We start from the raw sequence: 17483 nt of genomic DNA on the forward strand, positions 1-17483 counted from the left end.
TTCGGTTGCGGGACGGATCGCGTCGCCTTGGCCCTGCGTACCATCGCGCAAGACCTCCGGGGCTGTCGGCGCCGTACGCACGCGTACGTACCCGGCCAACATGGCGCGAGGGGCGGCGACGGGCACAACCGTCGGGCACGCAGGCCAGGGCGTCACGAGGGTGCCCGGCGGGGCGTGCCGGGCGCCGGGCGGCATGGGCGTCGGACGGATCAGCGGCCGGGGCGGGGTTTCATGGTCCTGTTGCCATGGGGGCCCGACAGGACGGGGGTGTTGGCGCGGTTCTCCTCCAGCAGCTTGCGCCACCGCTCCAGCCGGGCGGGGTCGAGCGTCCCGTCCGCCACCGCCGCCCGCACCGCGCAGCCGGGCTCGTGCGCATGGGTGCAATCACGGAACCGGCAGGCGGGGGCGCGCTCGGCGATCTCGGCAAAGAGAGCGTCCAGCCCGGTCGACACGTCGCTGACGTGCAGCGTGCGCATGCCGGGGGTGTCGATGACCCACCCTCCGGCGGCGATGGCATGCAGCGACCGGGACGTGGTGGTGTGGCGTCCCTTCGCGTCGGCCTCGCGGATGGCGCCGGTGGGCTGCGCGTCCTCGGGGGCCTTGGCCGCGAGGGTGTTGAGCAGCGAGGACTTTCCCACCCCGGAGGAGCCGACGAGCGCCACCGTCCGCCCCGCGCCGCACCAGGGCGCGAGCGCGTGCACCGCCTCGGGCGCCGTGGCGTTCAGCGCCACCACCGCCAGCCCGCGTTGCAGACCGGCCACCGCGTCACGATAGGGCGCGGCGTCGGCAACCCGGTCCACCTTGGTCAGCACGATCACCGGCGTCGTCCCGGCCTCGTTGGCAAGCACGAGATACCGCTCCAGCCGGGCGATGTTCAGATCCTCGTTGCATGACGACACGATGAACAGCGTGTCGACATTCGCGGCAATGAGCTGCGGCCCCCGCCCGCCCTCGGTGCGCCGCCGCAGCACGGTGCGGCGGTCCAGCCGCCGCACGAGCGCCCGGCTGTCGGCGTCGACCAGCACCCAGTCCCCCACCGCCAGATCCGCCGAGGACGCCGGCGGCGGCAGAACCAGCCGCACCGGGCCGGCCACCGACTGCGCGCCCACACGCGCACGATGCACCGTGGCGATGCGCATCGGCAGCAGCGCCGCCTCGTCAGGGCCGCGCTGGTCGTCAAAGAACGCCGACCAGCCAAGGGCCGTCAGCGCCGCCGAATCCTGGTCCGATACATGGCTCACACGGCCATCCATGGGCACGCCAACGGGCCGACACAAGCCCTTCGTCACACCGGACGGCGCCGCGCGGTGCACCGCGCAGAGGCCCGCGGGCGGATCGGCACCGGTGCGCGCCGCGCCAGCGGGAGGGGGGGCAGGCACCCTATCGCCCGCCACCACGGCGCGGCACGCACCCCGGTTGCGCGGCCGCTACGGCGGGCCCGGCGCGCGCCGGGCGCAGGCCTCCATCAGCGCGAACAGCGCAAGGCCCTGTGCCGCAAGCACCACCAGCGCCGCGAACATCAGGTCGGTCTGTCCGCGCCCGTTGGCCATCAGCATCAGATATCCCAACCCGCGCGACGACCCCACCCATTCCCCGATGATGACCGCAAACGGCGCATAGACCGCCGCCAGCCGCAACCCCGACGCCAGCGACGGCAGCGCATTGGGCACCTGAAGCAGCACCAGCCGACGCAGCGGGGTCGCGCGCATCATCCGTGCCAGATCGTCCAGCGGTGCCGGCAACCGCATCAGCCCGTCAAAGAACGCCGAGGTGACGGGGAAATACACCACCATCATCACGATCACGATCTTGGACGCCGCCCCATACCCCAGCCACAGCGTGAGGACCGGCGCGAGCGCGAACACCGGCACCGCCTGGGCAAAGATCAGCATGGGGCGCAGCAGCAGCCGCGCGCCGGGCGACACCGCCAGGTTCAGCGCGGTCACCACCCCCAAGCCGACCCCGGCGGCCAGCCCGACCAGCAGGTTGACGGCGGTGAAGCGCGCGTGCTCCAGCAGCAGCGGCGCGTTGGACCAGAGGCTGGCGCCCACCCGGCCCGGCCCGGGCAGGATGAAGCGCGGCACGCCGCTGATCCACACCACGCCCTGCCACAGCGCCAGCGCGAAACACAGCGCCAGAAGGCCGCGCAGCAGGGGGACGTTCAACCGGCGCATGCGGGCGCCACCGGCAGCAGCCGGCCCAGCAGGGCGGCCTGCGCCGTCAGGGTCTGCGGGGCGCGCCAGTCGCGGGGCACGGGGGCGTCGGGCAGGGCCAGCGCCTCGGCGCCCGCCGGGCCCAGCAGCCAGGCGCGGTCGGACAGGCGGATCGCCTCCAGCGGGTCGTGGGTGATCACGATGACGGTGCGCCCCTTCAGCACCCGCGCCGCCAGATCCTGCATCGCCAGCCGCGTGCCGGTATCGAGGGCGGAAAACGGCTCGTCCAGGACCACGACCGCGCAATCCTCCATGAGCACACGCGCAAGGGCGACGCGCTGGCGCTGGCCACCGGACAGCGCGTCGGGGCGGCGCGCCTCCAGCCCCGCCAGCCCGACCTCGGCCAGCAGGGCGCGCGCGCGGGCGGTGTCGGGCCGCGCGCCGCGCAGCCGCGCGCCGATGGTGACATTGCCCACCAGATCGGCCCAGGGCAGAAGCTGGCCCCCCTGTGCCATCATCGCCACCCGGCCCGCCAGCGGCTGGCCGTCGCAGGCCTCCAGCACCCCCTCCAGCCGGTGCGGGCCGGGCAGCCCCGCGATCAGCCGCCCGAGGGACGACTTCCCCACCCCCGACGGCCCCAGCAGGCACGACCACACGCCCCCGGGCATCTCCAGCGCAAGGCCCCGGATCAGCGGCGCGGCCCCCATCCACAGATCCCCGCGCAGGCGCAGGGCGGTCATGGCCCGTCCAGCCCCATCTGCCAGAAGCCGACCTCCAGCCGGGTCGCGGTGGCGAAGTGGCGCGACAGCCGGGTCCAGCGCGGCACCCCGGCCCAGTCGGCCCCCAGCCGGTGCACCAGCGCGCCGTCGATCAGCCCGCCCACATCCCGGCACAGCCCCTGGTAGTCGGCCCCGGCGTAGGTCTCGATCCACTCGGCATAGGGCCCGCCGCTGCCCGCCAGCCGCGCGCCGATCTCGCCGTAGCCCAGCACGCAGGGCGCCAGCGCCGCCATCAGGTCGAGGAAATCGCCCGAATACCCCGCCTCCAGCACATAACGGGTATAGGCGAGGTTGGCCGCCCCCTCCTGCGTTGCCTCCAGCGCGGCCGCGTCGATCCCCTCACGCGCGCAGATCTGCACATGCAGCGGCATCTCGTGGTGCACCAGCGCCTGCACCGTGGCCGAGGCCGCCTGCATCTCGGCCAGGGTGTCGGCCTTGGCCACCGCCAGCGCCCAGGCCCGCGCAAAGTGGATCAGGAAGACATAGTCCTGCCGCAGATAGTCGAGGAACCGCGCGCGCGGCAGGTCGCCCCGCCGGATGCCTTCGACAAAGGCGTGGTGGGTATAGGCGGGCCAGTCCGGCGCCGCCGCACGCCACAGCGCAAAGGCGTGGCCATAGTCGGGCGCGCTCATGGGGTGACCCCGGCGGTCACGTCGAGGGCCAGCGCGTCGACGGCCAGCCCGCCGGGGGTGGCGCCGCGCTCGGCCAGGAACGCCTCGAAACGCGCATACCGCCCGGCATCGAGGGCTGCGGGCCGGGTGGCGAAGCGCGGCCAGGTGTCGGCCCAGGCGCGGATGTTCAGCTCGGACCGCAATTCCGATGCGGTGGCGGCGAAGATCTCCCACGCGCGCTCGGGGTGGTTGAGGATGAAGCCGGTCGCACGCTCGGTCGCATCCAGGAACCGGGCGATGGCGCCTGCGTCCATGCGGTCGGGGTTGGCCACATAGATCAGCTCGTCATAGCTCGGCACGCCCTCGGCCTCGGGGTAGAAGCAACGCCCCTCGGTCCCCTCGATCCGCAGCTGGTTGAGCTCGAAGTTGCGAAACGCGCCGATCACGCCATCGACCTGCCCCGACATCAGCGCGGGCGAGATCGACCAGCCGATGTTGATCTGCTCCACGTCGCCGGGGGCCATTCCGTGGTGCGCGAGCATGGCGTCGAGCATCACCTCCTGCACGCCGGCGACGGCAAAGCCGACCTTGCCGCCGCGCAGGTCGGTCATGGCCTGCACCGGCCCATCCGCCAGCACCACGAGGCACGTCAACGGGGTCGCGATCAGCGTGCCCACCCGGCGCAGCGGCAGGTCGTTGTGGCGGCTCAGGTGCAGTTGCGGCTGGTAGCTGATCGCCAGATCGACGCGGCCGGCGGCGGCCATGCGCGGCGGGTCGTTGGGGTCGGAGGGGGTGACGATCTCCACCTCGAGCCCGGCGGCGTCGAAGTACCCCAGCTCCTGCGCGAGGATGATCGGCGCGTGGTCGGGATTGACGAACCAGTCCAGCATGAGGGTGAGCCGGTCCTGGGCGGCGGCCGGAAGGGCCAGCGCGGTGGCCACGGCCACTGTGGCGGCGAAGTGCTTCATGGGGATCGCTTACTCCTGAAGGGCCAGCAGGGCGATGTCGCCCGGCCAGCGGGTTTGCAACTCTCGCCCCGCGTTGTGGGCGCGCAGGCCGGTGGCGCAGGCCAGCACCACCCGGCGGCCCGGGGGCGGGTGCAGCGCCGCCATCCCGTCGGGCGGGATGTGGCGGGCGTCGGGGCTGAAGGGCGGCGCCTCGGAGCGCAGGTCGATCAGCAGGTCGCCCGCACGGGTCTGGCTGCGGGCGATGAACGGCAGGGGCCGCGCGGGCTCCGGCGCGGCGTCGAAGCGAAAGCCGCCCATGCGCCAGCCCGCCGCGTCCAGGCTGACCAACCGGCCCAGCGGCGAGGGCGCCAGCCCCAGCAGCACCGCCAGTGCCATCTGCGCCTGCAATGCGCCGATGGCGCCCACCACCGGCCCCATCACCCCCGCCGTGGCACAGGTGGCCCCGCGCTCCGGCAGATCGGGAAAGATCGCGCGCAGGCTCGGCGCCGTTCCGCAGCACCCCGCCACATACCCCGACAAGGCCAGCGCCGAGGCGGCGATCATCGGCGTGCCGGTGTCGCGGCAGGCGTCCGACAGCGTCAGGCTGGCGGCGAAGGTATCGGCGCAGTCCAGCGCCACATCCACAGCCCCCACCAGCGCGGGCGCGTTGGCGGGGTCGAGCCATGCCACCTGCGGGATGACCCGGATCTCGGGGTTCAGCGCGGCCAGCACGTCGGCGGCGGCCCGCGCCTTGGGCTGGCCGATCTGGTCCATGCGATAGAGGGGCTGGCGATGCAGGTTGCCCGCCTCCACCCGGTCGGGGTCGACCAGCGTGATCCGCCCCACCCCGGCGCCCGCCAGATACTGCAGCACCGGCACGCCGAGGCCCCCTGCCCCCACCACCAGCACATGCGCGCGGCCCAGCCGCGCCTGCCCCTCGGGGCCGACGTCGGGCAGGATCATCTGGCGCGCGTAGCGGCTCATCCGCAGACCCTCAGCCAGTCGCGGATGCGGCCCTCGGGGTCGGGGTTGAGGGTGATGTCGGTCACGGCGGCCACGGTGTCGGCACCGGCGGCGAACGCCCCCGGCGCGCGGTCCACCGACATGCCCCCGATGGCGCACAGGGCCGTGTCGCCCACCAGCCGCTTCCACTCAGCCAGCCGCTCCAGCCCCTGCGCGTGCCACTTCATCTGCTTGAGGATCGTCGGGTAAACCGGCCCGAGCGCGATGTAATCCGGCCCAAGGGCCAGCGCGCGCTCCAGCTCGGCGTGGTCATGGGTGGAGATCCCCAGCCGCAGGCCCGCGCGGCGGATGGCGGGCAGGTCGGCGGTGTCCAGATCCTCCTGGCCCAGATGCAGCCAGTCGGCGCCCTCCTCGATCGCGAGCTGCCAGTGGTCGTTGATCACCAGCGCCGCGCCGTGGGCCCGCGCCAGCGCGATCGCGGCCCGGATGTCGGCGCGCAGCTCCCCGGCCTCACGGTCCTTGATGCGCAGCTGCACCAGCGTCACGCCCAGCGGCAGCGCGCGCTCCAGCCACGCCACCTGGTCGAAGATCGGATAGAAGCGCGGCAATGTCACAGCCATGCCTGCCCCAGAACGGGGGTGGAGGGTGCGGCCATCTCGCGCGGCTCCATCGGGTCGGCGGCGTGGGCGAGCGCGCCTGCCTGCGCCGCCATGGCGAAGGCGCGCGCCATCGCCACCGGATCGCCCGCCTGCGCCACGGCGGTGTTCAGCAGCACCGCGTCGAACCCCAGCTCCATCGCGTCCGCCGCATGGCTGGGCAGGCCAAGGCCTGCGTCGATCACCATGGGCACGTCGGGAAACGCCGCGCGCAGGGTCCGCAGCCCGTAGCGGTTGTTCAGCCCGAGGCCGGAGCCGATGGGCGCCCCCCACGGCATCAGCACGCGCGCGCCGGCGTCCAGCAGCCGGCCGGCCAACACCTGATCCTCGGTGGTGTAGGGAAACACCTCGAACCCGTCGGCGGCCAGCGCCTCTGTCGCGGCCAGCAGCCCGAAGGGGTCGGGTTGCAGCGTGTCGGCGTGGCCGATCACCTCCAGCTTGATCCAGTTCGTCTCGAACACCTCGCGCGCCATCCGGGCGGTGGTGATCGCCTCGCGCGCGCTATGGCAGCCTGCGGTGTTGGGCAGCACATGCACGCCAAGGCCCCGGATGATGTCCCAGAACGCCTGCCCTGCCCCGGCCTCGCGGCGCAGCGATACCGTCGCGACCGAGGCCTGCGACTGGCGGAACGCGGCCTCCAGCACCGAAGGCGCGGGGTACTGCGCCGTGCCCAGCATCAGGGGCGTGGCCAATGCGACGCCATAGAACTCCCGCATCCCTCAGCCCCCCTGCATCGGGGCGAGCACTTCCAGCCGGTCGCCCGCGGTGATGGCGGTCGCGTCCCGCGCGCCCTTCGGCACGAACGCCCCGTTCAGCGCGGTCGCCACCCGCACGCTGTCCCAGCCCAGTTCGCGCAGCGCCTCCGCCACGGTTGCGCCCGCGACCTCGCGCGTCGCGCCGTTCACCTCAATCCGCATGCACCAGATCCCCCTTGATGCCGTTGGTCAGATACGCGACCGCCTGCAGCGCCAGCGCGGGCGCCATCAGATAGCCATGCCGGAACAACCCGTTGAGGTGCAGCACCCGGCCCCGCACCACCACCCGCGGCACGTTGTCGGCAAAGGCCGGGCGCAGGTCGGCGCCGGTCTCCAGCACCTCGGCCTCGGCAAAGCGGGGGTCCAGCGCATAGGCCGCGCCCAGCAACTCCAGCACCGCGCGCGCCGAGATCCCCCGCCAGTCGGCACTCTCGATCTGGGTGGCGCCCAGCATGAACACCCCGTCCGCACGCGGCACGACATAAAGCGGATGGCGCGGGTGCAGCAGCCGCACCGGGCGCGACAGCCGGATATCGCGGGCGCGCAGCACCAGCATTTCACCGCGCACGCCGCGCAGGCCCGCCAGCCCCGCCGCCATGCCGCGCGCGTCGATCACCGGACCCAGGACGGCGTCGGGCGTGACCGTGTCGCGCGTGACCGTGACCCCCCGTGCCGCCAGCGCACGAACGAGATCGCCCAGCGCCTCGCGCGGATCCAGATGCGCCTCATCGGCCATGAACAGTGCCCGGTGCGGCCCCGTCAGGTCCGGCTCCAGCGCCGAGACATCCGGCACCGCCGTGTGGCCGCTGGTGCGGCGGGCAAAGCGCGCCAGTTCCGCCCGGTCGCGCGGCAACGCCACCACGAGCGAGCCGCGCTGCACCACGCGCGTCACCTCGGCCCAGTGGCCCGCGGCCGCCTGCCCGTGGCGGACGATGGCGGGATCGGCAACCGCCCCCTCGCACCGCGGCGCCAGCATGCCCCCCGCCCACCACGAACAGCCATGAGGACCCGGAGGGCCGGTGCGGTCGATCAGCCGTGGCCGCAGCCCGCAACGGCTCAGCGCAAGCGCCGCCCACAGCCCCGCGACACCCGCCCCGATAACCGTGACATCAGCCATGGTCAGCGCCGACCCAACGGGATCCTGCGCGCCGCCCGATGGCGTGCCCGACCCGCGCCGTCGCGCCTGCCGATCCGACGGGCATGGCCCGCGGCGCGGCGCGGCGGGCCGGCGACACGCGCGGTGGGGCACCGGCCGACGGGCGGATCGTCTTGATCAAAGGTACCATGCCGCCCCCTTTTGGCGTGGAGCCGGCATGGGGGACGGATTGCGGACGCGCTGTGTCCTTCGTGCACCGTTCCCTACGCCGGCATGATCCGGATCAGGTTCGATGGGTTGGCTCGCGCCTCTCAGCCCCGCGACGGGGCACCCCAACGGTTGTCGCAGCAAAGCTATTCCGCGCAGGCAGGTCTGACAAGGGGGATCGGGTCGAAGGCCCACGGCACCGACACCCGGACCGACGTGCCGCGCCGCGCAACGCAACACGCCATCAGACGTGCCCAAGGCGTGCCAGAGGTCGTGCGGATGGCCCCTGGCCTGAACGGATTTCGGCGCCGCCCACTGGGTGCGCGCACCAACGGCGCAACCGGGACGACCCTTCAGCGCGTTCATGGTCGCTGGAACCCGGCAGCGCTGCGCCCGCGTCGTCGCGGACACCTCCCGCAGGGCCGTCGGGACCCCGAGGACACCGCCGCCCATGGCCAGCCCGGGACCCTGCTTCAGGCCCGGGCGCTTGAGATCGAGCAGCACCTCGCGCCAGGTCCGCGTGCCTTCGCGGACGCCATCGGTCATGGCCAGAAGCGCCTTGCGGCCGTCTGTATCCGCGCCCACGGCCACCAGACCGCCTTGTTCTTGCTCGGCCGTCCGCGGCCTGACGCAGACACCGTCCGAAGGGATGCAGGGAAACCGACGCGCACCGAGGTCGCGCTTCCGCCAGGCCTCATGGTCCGTCCCCCGGTCGGCCTTCGGCCGCGTGATGGTTTTCGCCGACAGACCCCTGGCATTCGGACGCGGCGGGGCTGCCGGCGTCTCGCTGGAAATCGCCGGTGGACACGGTCTTTTCAGATAACGCCGGGACAACTCCGCCTCGACCGACTTCGCGTGGATCGCCTGTTCGATCAGCTTGCGCGCGCCATCGCGCAGGACGTCGATGAACGGGTCGGAGCCGCGATGGAACATGCGGTTGCGTGATGGCATTGATGGAAACGGGGCATGTCATTTTCCCGTCCGGGAATTCACGGCGCTTCGACACCGCCATGATCTGCCGCCCCTCAGGGCATCACCAACTTGCGCACGTTTCTCCGCGGATTGCGCGCAGGCCAACACTCTGGACACCGCTCTGCGCTGCATCCATCCGCCCGGGGTCATGGCCGACGGGTCGCTGAGCAGCCTGCAGTTGCAACGGATCACGATCCGGGCGCGTGTCGGCCACCCTGCTCGGGCCATCCCCCTCCAGCGGGCCGGGCGCGCGGTCACAGGCCCCGTGGCGCGTGCCATCCCCGCCGTCATCCGCCGATTGCGCGCGCCCCAGTCATGCATGTGACCGCAATTCCGGCCCGAACGCCCTGAGCCTGGCGCGACAGCTCCGTCCGTCGCACTGAAAAAACATCGCTGCGGGGCAACGACACTGCGGGCTCGCCGCCTGATATGGCCAGTTCCGGGGGCATGCAGGACCACAGACGCCGATCAACGGTGAAAACGCTTGTCAATCGACAGGAAACAAGCAATATCGACGAAGAATCGTGGACCTTTTTCGGGAATGGCTGCAATGTCAAGCCGCACACGCAACCCAGAGAAGAAATTTCAGTTGGCGGAAACAACCATGAATACTCTTGCGGAAACCCGGCCGGCATCGATCGCACGGCGCCATGTCGCGAGATCCCGCATGGCCGAAGCTTGTGGCTGGCACCGCACGGTCAGCAGCCTGATTCTGGCCGCCGGGGTTGCGGCAACGGCACTGGGCATCGGGGCGGAAGCGAAAGCGAACCAGCAGGGCCTGTTCGGAGAGGTCTGGTTCTCCGAAGATCTCGCCGGAGGGTCTCCATTTGCTGGCTTTACCGGAAACACCCTCAGCGACACCGACAAGGCTATTTTTCTGGGTCGCATAGAAGCCATCGTTGCACAAGCTCCGTATGGCACCTTCACATCCACCGCCGTGAATTACGAAAACCCCGCCAATACCACGACCACCCCCCAATTTACATTCCCGACGGTCGGAACAACCATAGCGGCGTTTCTCGGATCGGACGCGCTGAGCTTCAGTGGCGGTGCAACCACGAAGAACAACTTGCGAAACTCGGTCTGGCGCTTTACCGGGTTCGTCAAGCTGGCTGCCAATCAGACCTACGACTTCAGGGTGTCCGCGGATGACGGCCACATCACATGGATCGGGGATGGTGCCGGAGACTTCAGCAGCTCCAATGCCTTCAAGTACAGGGGGGAGTATCGGGGCGTCGGGAATTGTTGCAACTTCACGATTGCTGCGGCGGACGAAGACCGGATACTGCCTTTCCAGACCATCTTTTGGGAGAATACCGGCCAAACGGCCTTCAGGGTGGCCTTCAGCACTGAGGGTCGTGATGATCCAGAAAGCTACACCGTCCTTGGCGGCGACATGCTGACGCGCGACAGCGGCGTGGGGGTCATTCCTCTGCCGGCATCGGTATGGCTGCTGCTCTCTGGCCTTGCCGGCCTCGGGGCGCTTCAGCTTCGGCGCCGGAGTGACAGGGCCGAGGTGCCGGCCTGACCGGTTCCCAGCGTCGACGAGACGCACAGCGGCCGCCTGCCGCGTAGCCCCCCCTCCAGTTGCCGCGGGATCGCGGGGTGGTCGCGTTTGCGACCGCCCATCAGCGCAATCTACCCCCCCCCGCCGCCCAAAAGGCAACGCGCGTGCGGCCGACCGCCGATCGCGCGGGGTCGGCTTGACACTTCCGTGATGGGGGTTCACCCAAGGGGCAGTTTGCAAGATCGGCGACGACGCGTGCCGGTCGGACATCGCGGGGGGCGAGCGCCACGGCGCCACCCCCGCAAGACCGAGGGGAAAATCATGCAGAAGCAAGCCTTGCGGCTGGGTGTGGCGATGGCGGCCACGCTGTCGGTGGCCGGTCCCGCGCTGGCGCAGGAGCGGGTCCCGGCGGTGGAGATCTACACCACGACCGAGTCCTACGACCCGATCCGCTATGAAAGCGCGTTCATGATCGCCGACGCCTGGCGCGAACTGGGCCTTGATGTCACGATCACGCCGCTGGAATTCCGCACCCTGCTGGACCGTTTCTATTCCGAACAGGATTTCGACGCGGTGATCCTGGGCTGGTCGGGCCGGGTGGACCGGCTGGACCCGCAGTTCTTCCTCGGCACGCTGGACAGCCGGCAGGGGAGCCCGGGCGCCAACAACCCCGGCGGCTATGACAACCCCGCGTATGACGCCCTGTTCGACGCGCAATCGCGCGAGTTCGACATCGAGGCGCGCCGCGACATCGTGCACGAGATGCAGGACCTGTACATGCCCGACGTGCCGGTGGTGGTGCTGTTCCACCGCGACGAGGTCGTGGCCTACAACAACACCACCTTCGAGAACATGAACCCCATGGCCGGCGAGGGGCTGTATTCCGAATGGGTGCCGATGGAGGCCCGTCCCCTGGGGGATCGCGCCACGCTGCGCATCGGCGGCCCGCAGGAGCCCGACAACCTCAACCCGCTGGCCTCCACCAGCGTGTGGGGGTGGAAGTGGATGCGCCTCTACTATGACCGCCTGGTGCGCCTGTCGCCCGAGGTGGAGCCGGTGCCGTGGATGGCCACCGAGGTCGAGGCCGTGGACGACGTCACCATCGACGTGACCCTGCGCGAGGGCCTGACCTGGCACGACGGCGAAGCGCTGACGGCGGAAGACGTCGCCTTCACCTTCGATTACTACATGGCCAGCGACTACAGCTACTTCAATTCCTACCTCGACCCCATCGATACGGTCGAGGTGACGGGGGATCTGTCGGTGCGCTTCACCCTGCGCGAGCCGTCGGCGCCGTTCGCGACCATCACCCTCAGCCAGATTCCGATCCTGCCCAGGCACATCTGGGAGGGGATCGAGAACCCCGAGACGCTGACCCCCGACCAGATCCCCACCGTGGGCTCGGGCCCGTTCGTTCACGACCGCTATGACCGCGGCGAGTTCATGGCCCTGACCACCAACCGCGACCATTTCCACCAGGACGAAATCGCCGTGGACGGAGTGGAGTTCCTGATCTACGCCGACGCCGAAGGGGTGTTCACCGCGCTCCAGACCGGGCAGATCGACATGACCGCCTGGCGGATGGAGCCGGGCCAGATCCCGCTTGCCGAGGGCAATGGCGATCTCAACGTCGTGTCGGTGCCGGACTTCGGCTACTTCCACTTCACCTTCAACACCCGCCGCGCACCGTTTGACGATGTCGCCGTGCGCCGTGCGCTGACCATGGCGATGGACCGCGAGCGGATGGTCAACGTGCTGCTGGATGGCCGCGGCGAGGTCGGCACCACCGTCGTCGCCCCGGTCAACGCCTTCTGGCACAACCCGTTCGTGGAGCGTTTCGAGTTCGACCTCGAGGCCGCGCGCGCCGAGCTGGAGGCCGCCGGCTACAGCTGGGATTCCGACGGTCGGCTGCAACGCTGAACCCGCCCACCCCCGGCCCCGCCGCCCGTGAGGGGTGGCGGGGCCGTTCCTTTTCCCGCGCACCACAGCCGAGGGGATGGCGATGACGCGCCGCACCTATCTGATCAAGCGCGTGCTCCAGGCGATCTTCTCGCTCTGGATCATTGCCACGCTGCTGTTCTTTCTGTTCCGCATGGGGTTGCCCGACCCCACCGCGGCGCTGATCACCGAGGGGCTCAACCCCGAGCAGCGCGCCGCGGTGCGCGCGCAGTTCGGTCTGGAGGAGCCGCTGTGGCGGCAGTACACGCTGTTCCTGACCAACGCGGTGCAGGGCGAATTCGGCACCTCGTTTTCCTATCGCGCGCCGGTGGCCGACATCGTGTGGGACCGGCTGGCCAACACCATGATCCTGATGCTGGTGGCCATTGTCATCGCCTATGGCATCGGCGTGCCGCTGGGGGCGTGGCTGTCGTGGCGGCGCGGCTCGCGGACCGATACCGCCGGTATCTTTGTCGGGCTGATGTTCCGCTCGGCGCCGATGTTCTGGACTGGGATGATCGCGATCCTGATCTTCGGCGTGGGGCTGTCGATCCTGCCGACATCGGGCATGCGCACCCTGCCCTATGACGCCACGGGGTTCTGGCCGAAGGTGCTGACGCTGGATTTCCTGTGGCATGCGGTGCTGCCGGTGATGATCGTGGCGCTCTACTATCTCGGCTCGCCGTTGCTGATCATGCGCAACACCATGCTGGAGGTCTATGGCGAGGACTTCATCGAGATGGCCCGCGCCAAGGGCCTGCCGGAGCGGGATATCCTGTACCGGCACGCCGCGCGCAACGCGCTGCTGCCGGTGGTCACGCAGCTTGCCGTCACCATCGGTCTGGCGGCCGGCGGGCAGGTGGTGGTGGAGGTGGTCTTCTCCTGGCCGGGGCTGGGGCGCGAGATCCTGAACGCCGTGCGCACCTCGGACTTTCCGCTGGCGCAGGCGTCATTCCTGGTGATGGCGGCCTTCGTGATCTCACTGAACCTGCTGGTCGATATCCTCTATACCACGCTTGACCCGAGGGTGAGCTTCCGATGACCCTGCCCCCGTTCCTGCGCGCGGCCGCCGGGCCGCTGAAGCTGATGGTCCAGGATCGCCTTGCGGTGATCGGCATGTGTGTGCTGGGCTTCATCATCGCGATGGCGCTGTTCGCGCCGCTGCTGTCCACCCATGACCCCCGCCAGATCAACGAGATCGAGGACGGATCGGTTCTGCTGCGCGGCCCCGACGGCTGGGCGCTGTCCGACAGCCTCGGGCCGCTGGCGCTCAACGATGCCGACACCGCCGCAGGCGAGGCGCTGATCGTCGGGCGCGAGGGCACGGTCTGGGCGCGGGACGGCGACGGCTGGACGCGCCGGTCGGTGCCCACCGACGCCGACCTCAACGCCGTGGCGATCGGCCCGCAGGGCGGCGCGCTGATCGTCGGCGCCGGTGGCACGATCCTGCTGCGCGACGGCGACGGCTGGACCGCCATCCCCGCCCCGGCGCCGGCCGAGCTGCGCGGCGTGGCCTGGATCGACGCGGCGACCGCCCTGGCCGTCGGCGCGGGCGAGGAGATCTGGCGCATCGACACCGCCGCTGGCACGGTCGAGGAGGTCACCAGCCCGGTGGGCCGCGGATTTTCCCTGAACTCGGTCGCGCGCGACGTGGACGGCACGTTGCTGGCGGTGGGTGTGCGGGGGCTGGCGATCCGCTATGACCCCGACACCGGCACCAGCCTGGAGCGCCTTGGCTCGAGCCGCGATCTCAACCACATCCACATCGCGCCGGGCGGCGCGGCACTGGTCACGGGCGAGCGTGGCACGCTGCTGCGCCGCGACGGCACCGACTGGACCACCGATCCCGCCCCGGACACCCGCGCCCTGCGCGCGGGCTGGATCGACGACGACGGCCGCGCGGTCGCGGTGGGCCGCAATGGCATCGTGATGGAATGGGACGGCGCCGCCTGGGTGCTCGTGGACACCGAGAGCGAACGCCACCTGCGCGCCCTGCTGATCGACGGCGATCGATGGATGGCGCTGGGATCGGACCGCTTCGTGGTGCGCCTCGCGCCGCCCTCGGCCGAGCACTGGTTCGGCACCGATCACCTCGGCCGCGACCTGTATTCCCAGAACGTCCACGGCAGCCAGATCGCGCTTCTGGTGGGCTTTCTGGGCGCGACGCTGGTGGTGCTGATCGGCACCAACGTCGGCCTGATCGCCGGGTATTACCGGGGCCGGACAGAGACCGTGCTGATGCGCACCGTCGATGTGATGTACGGCATCCCGTTCGAGCCCTTCGCACTGATCCTGGTGCTGCTGTTCCAGCCCAGCCTGCTGATCGTGATCCTAGCGGTGTCGCTGCTGACATGGCGCACGGTGGCGCGGCTGATCCGGTCACAGGTGCTGTCCTTGCGTGAGCGCCCCTTCGTCAAGGCCGCCCGTGTCGCCGGCGCGTCGGACCTGCGGATCATGTACCTGCACATCTTTCCCAACGTCATGCCGCTGGTGTTCCTCGAACTGGCGATCATCGTGGGCGTATCGATCATCGCCGAGGCGACGCTGTCGTTCCTCGGCCTCGGGCCGCCGCAATCCATCAGCTGGGGCGGCATCCTGCATGACGCGCGGCTGTCGGGGGCGTGGCGCACCGCATGGTGGTGGAACCTGCCGCCGGGCATCCTGATCATGACGACGGTGCTGTCGGTGTTCTTCATCTCCCGCTCGCTGGAGGTGGTGGCCAACCCGCGCCTGCGGGCCAGAGGGTAAGGACCAGCCAATGAGGGATATCGTGACGCAACCGCTTCTGGACGTGCGTGACCTGGCGATCCACTACCGCACCGGCGCGGGTCCGGTGCGCGCGGTGGATGGCATCGACTTCTCCATCGCCCCGGGCGAGGCGCTGGGGCTGGTGGGCGAATCCGGCTGCGGCAAGACCACCGCCGCCAAGGCGATGCTGAAACTCCTGCCTCCGAACGGCGAGATCCCCGCCGGGCGCATGGAGTTCGCCGGCCGCGACCTGGTGCCCCTCACGGGCGAGGACATGCGCCGCGTCCGCTGGAAGGAAATCGCCTGGATCTCACAGGCGGCGATGAACGCGCTGGACCCGGTCTATCGCGTGGGCGACCAGATTCTGGAGGCGATGCAGGCCCATATCGAGATCTCGCGCGCCGACGGCATGGCGCACGCCCGGGACCTGTTCCGCGCCGTGGGCATCGACCCCTCGCGGCTGTCGGCCTATCCGCACGAGATGTCGGGCGGCATGAAGCAGCGCGCGGTGATCGCGATGGCGATGGCGTTGCAGCCGCAGCTTCTGATCGCCGACGAGCCGACCACCGCACTCGATGTCGTGACCCAGGCGCAGATCCTGTCGCGGCTGGCGCGGCTGCGGCGCGAACGCGGCATGGCGCTCCTGTTCATCACCCATGACATTTCCGTCGTGGTGCAGACCTGCGACCGCGTGGCGGTGATGTACGGCGGCAAGATCATGGAGACGGGCCCGGTGCGCGACGTCTTCGGCGCCCCGTTCCATCCCTACACCATGGGCCTGACCAACGCGTTTCCCACGCTCGAGGGCGCGCAGCGCGAGTTGATCTCGATCCCCGGCACGCCCCCCGACCTGCTGCGCCCGCCCCCCGGCTGCCGCTTTGCCGAACGCTGCCCCTTTGCCACCGACCGCTGCCGGACCGAGGAACCCGAGGCCCATGCCGTGGGCGAGGGTCGGCTGTCGGCCTGCCACTACCCCGACCGGGTGGAGGAGTTCCGCGCCACCGCCGCCACCAACGCCGCCTGGGCCGAGGTCGGCCGGCGCCTGTCCGAGGAGAGCCCCCTCACCGCCACCCGTCCGCGCACCGACCACGCGGAGGTCCTCAGCGTCGAGGGGCTGGTCAAGCACTTCCCCATCCCCGGCGGCTTCTTCGGCCGGTCCGAGTCCAAGGTCCACGCCGTGGACGGCATCGACCTGACGCTGGGCGCCGGCGAGATCCTGGGGCTGGCGGGCGAGAGCGGTTCGGGCAAGACCACCACCGGCGAAATGCTGGTGCGCCTGCAAGAGCCCACCGACGGCCGCATCCTGTCCGAGGGCGCCGACATCGCGCACCTCAAGGGTCGCGACCTCAAGGCGTTCCGGCGCCGCGCGCAGATGGTGTTCCAGGACCCCTACCAGACCCTCAACCCCCGCTTCACCATCGGCGACATCGTGGGGGAGCCGCTGATCATTCACGGTCTCGCACGCGGCGCCGACCGCCGTGCCCGCGTCGTCCAGGCGCTGGAGCGCGCCGGGCTGAAACCCGCCGACACCTACATGGAGCGCTTCCCGCACGAGCTGTCGGGCGGCCAGCGCCAGCGCGTCGCCATCGCCCGCGCCATCGTGCTGGAGCCCCGCTTCATCGTCGCCGACGAACCCGTGTCGATGCTGGATGTGTCCATCCGCGCGGGTGTGCTGAACCTGATGCGCCATTTTCGCGACGAGCTGGGCATCTCCTTCGTCTATGTCAGCCACGATCTGCCGACGATCCGCTATGTCGCCGACCGCACCGCGATCATGTATCTGGGCGAGATCGTGGAGGTCGGCCCCACCGAGGCGGTGATCCGCGACCGCTGCCACCCCTACACGCGCCTGCTGCTCGACGCCTCACCCGAGCCCGACCCGGGCGTGACCAAGCCGCCGCTGGAATCGGCCGGCGAGATCCCCTCGGCCACCGATCTGCCCAACGGCTGCCGGTTCCACAACCGCTGCCCGCTGGCCACCGTCTCCTGCGGCTGGGAGGGGCGCGACGTCATCGCAGCCCTCGCCGACTGGGACCTCGCCGAACGTCCCCGACCCGCGCTCGGCACGCCGGTGCGCGCCGGGCTGTCGGTGCGCATCCCCGCCCCCCAGGGCGCCGCCGCCGCCCGCGCCCAGCTTGCCGAGGTGCTGGC

At 70.7% G+C, this 17483-nt stretch carries 15 protein-coding genes, 1 pseudogene and 1 riboswitch; of the genes and pseudogenes, 5 read left to right on the top strand and 11 right to left on the bottom strand.

The genetic code is table 11. The features are described from left to right. Positions 1-209: 209 nt before the first annotated feature. The 11 genes and pseudogenes from rsgA to CCR87_RS16505 form a co-directional block, all read right to left on the bottom strand. Positions 210-1253, bottom strand: coding sequence for a ribosome small subunit-dependent GTPase A (gene rsgA, locus CCR87_RS16455; RefSeq protein ID WP_201158632.1), 1044 nt, complete (start codon positions 1251-1253; stop codon positions 210-212). A 174-nt stretch (positions 1254-1427) separates the two neighbouring features. Then, positions 1428-2174: an ABC transporter permease gene (locus tag CCR87_RS16460; RefSeq protein ID WP_201158633.1), complete on the bottom strand. Its 747-nt coding sequence runs from the start codon at positions 2172-2174 to the stop codon at positions 1428-1430. Continuing rightward, positions 2162-2893 (bottom strand): ABC transporter ATP-binding protein, encoded by a 732-nt coding sequence (locus CCR87_RS16465; RefSeq protein WP_201158634.1) that lies wholly within the window; start codon positions 2891-2893, stop codon positions 2162-2164. Before CCR87_RS16465 ends, CCR87_RS16460 begins: the two co-directional genes overlap by 13 nt. Beyond that, positions 2890-3564, bottom strand: coding sequence for a TenA family protein (locus CCR87_RS16470; RefSeq protein ID WP_201158635.1), 675 nt, complete (start codon positions 3562-3564; stop codon positions 2890-2892). The genes CCR87_RS16465 and CCR87_RS16470 overlap by 4 nt, the downstream gene beginning before the upstream one ends. Continuing rightward, the gene (locus tag CCR87_RS16475; protein WP_201158636.1) at positions 3561-4511 is read right to left on the bottom strand and encodes an ABC transporter substrate-binding protein; all 951 of its coding nucleotides are present in this window, start codon (positions 4509-4511) and stop codon (positions 3561-3563) included. The genes CCR87_RS16470 and CCR87_RS16475 overlap by 4 nt, the downstream gene beginning before the upstream one ends. A 9-nt stretch (positions 4512-4520) precedes the next feature. Beyond that, a complete protein-coding gene (locus tag CCR87_RS16480) occupies positions 4521-5474 on the bottom strand; it encodes a HesA/MoeB/ThiF family protein (protein ID WP_201158637.1) in 954 nt (317 codons plus the stop codon). Then, positions 5471-6067 (bottom strand): thiamine phosphate synthase, encoded by a 597-nt coding sequence (locus CCR87_RS16485; protein ID WP_201158645.1) that lies wholly within the window; start codon positions 6065-6067, stop codon positions 5471-5473. The genes CCR87_RS16480 and CCR87_RS16485 overlap by 4 nt, the downstream gene beginning before the upstream one ends. After that, positions 6064-6825 (bottom strand): thiazole synthase, encoded by a 762-nt coding sequence (locus CCR87_RS16490; RefSeq protein WP_201158638.1) that lies wholly within the window; start codon positions 6823-6825, stop codon positions 6064-6066. Before CCR87_RS16490 ends, CCR87_RS16485 begins: the two co-directional genes overlap by 4 nt. A gap of 3 nt (positions 6826-6828) precedes the next feature. Then, complete coding sequence (thiS, locus tag CCR87_RS16495) at positions 6829-7026, bottom strand: sulfur carrier protein ThiS (protein ID WP_201158639.1); 198 nt, start codon at positions 7024-7026, stop codon at positions 6829-6831. After that, positions 7016-7981 carry an FAD-dependent oxidoreductase gene (locus CCR87_RS16500; protein WP_201158640.1) on the bottom strand — a complete coding sequence of 322 codons (966 nt, stop codon included), beginning with the start codon at positions 7979-7981 and terminating at the stop codon, positions 7016-7018. Before CCR87_RS16500 ends, thiS begins: the two co-directional genes overlap by 11 nt. A gap of 222 nt (positions 7982-8203) precedes the next feature. Next, positions 8204-8305, bottom strand: a riboswitch (TPP riboswitch). Between the two features lie 120 nt (positions 8306-8425). Then, positions 8426-9002, bottom strand: a pseudogene (locus tag CCR87_RS16505) (transposase); the annotation flags it as partial. Between the two features lie 678 nt (positions 9003-9680). On the opposite strand from CCR87_RS16505, the gene CCR87_RS16510 reads away from it, so the two are divergent. The 5 genes from CCR87_RS16510 to CCR87_RS16530 form a co-directional block, all read left to right on the top strand. Then, a complete protein-coding gene (locus CCR87_RS16510; RefSeq protein ID WP_201158646.1) occupies positions 9681-10667 on the top strand; it encodes a VPLPA-CTERM sorting domain-containing protein in 987 nt (328 codons plus the stop codon). Positions 10668-10967: 300 nt separating this feature from the next. After that, positions 10968-12566: an ABC transporter substrate-binding protein gene (locus CCR87_RS16515; RefSeq protein ID WP_201158641.1), complete on the top strand. Its 1599-nt coding sequence runs from the start codon at positions 10968-10970 to the stop codon at positions 12564-12566. Positions 12567-12648: 82 nt separating this feature from the next. After that, the gene (locus tag CCR87_RS16520; protein WP_201158642.1) at positions 12649-13626 is read left to right on the top strand and encodes an ABC transporter permease; all 978 of its coding nucleotides are present in this window, start codon (positions 12649-12651) and stop codon (positions 13624-13626) included. After that, a complete protein-coding gene (locus tag CCR87_RS16525; protein ID WP_201158643.1) occupies positions 13623-15332 on the top strand; it encodes an ABC transporter permease subunit in 1710 nt (569 codons plus the stop codon). Before CCR87_RS16520 ends, CCR87_RS16525 begins: the two co-directional genes overlap by 4 nt. A 10-nt stretch (positions 15333-15342) precedes the next feature. Continuing rightward, positions 15343-17483 (top strand): ABC transporter ATP-binding protein (locus CCR87_RS16530; protein ID WP_207186678.1); only part of this gene is annotated, 2141 nt, incomplete at its 3' end.

Origin of the sequence: Rhodobaculum claviforme (assembly GCF_016653255.1) — a bacterium.
Taxonomy (GTDB): Bacteria; Pseudomonadota; Alphaproteobacteria; order Rhodobacterales; family Rhodobacteraceae; genus Rhodobaculum; species Rhodobaculum claviforme.